This is a genomic window from Streptococcus suis, from assembly GCF_002960445.1.
Taxonomy (GTDB): Bacteria; Bacillota; Bacilli; order Lactobacillales; family Streptococcaceae; genus Streptococcus; species Streptococcus hyiners.
The window spans coordinates 1-383 of the sequence record NZ_POJD01000311.1 but is presented as its reverse complement, the minus strand read 5'-3'; the positions used below and the strand labels follow the sequence as shown (position 1 = coordinate 383).

Annotated in this window: 1 protein-coding gene; it reads left to right on the top strand. The window is 38.1% G+C overall.

Annotated elements, in window-relative coordinates; all coding sequences use genetic code 11:
• Positions 1 to 53: 53 nt before the first annotated feature.
• Positions 54 to 365 (top strand): PTS sugar transporter subunit IIB, encoded by a 312-nt coding sequence (locus C1G53_RS10990; protein WP_012027953.1) that lies wholly within the window; start codon positions 54 to 56, stop codon positions 363 to 365.
• Positions 366 to 383 lie beyond the last annotated feature (18 nt).

Genomic DNA, 383 nt, shown 5'->3' with positions numbered 1-383 from the left:
TAATTGATATTTTTATTCCCCTCATTCAAAGAAAGGGGTAGGAGGAGTTTTTTATGAAACACATTATGTTAGTTTGTAACGCAGGCATGTCTACAAGTATGCTTGTAACTAAGATGCAAAAAGCAGCAGAAGAAACAGGGGTTGAAGCAACTATTTGGGCTGTTCCAGTATCTGAAGCCGATAATGAAGTTGCTCAAAAAGAGATTGATGTATTACTCTTAGGTCCACAAGTAAAATTCCTATTGAACGACTATAAGGCAAAATTTGAGCCAACTATTAAGGTAGATGCTATCAATATGATGGATTACGGAGTGATGAACGGAGCTAAGGTGCTAGAGGCTGCCCTAAAAATGATGGAGGGGTAGTATGAATTCTCCAGAGTA

What these genes read in the sequence shown, in the direction of transcription:
- C1G53_RS10990 (WP_012027953.1), top strand. Translation starts at nt 54, where the DNA reads ATGAAACACATTATGTTAGTTTGTAACGCAGGCATGTCTACAAGTATG.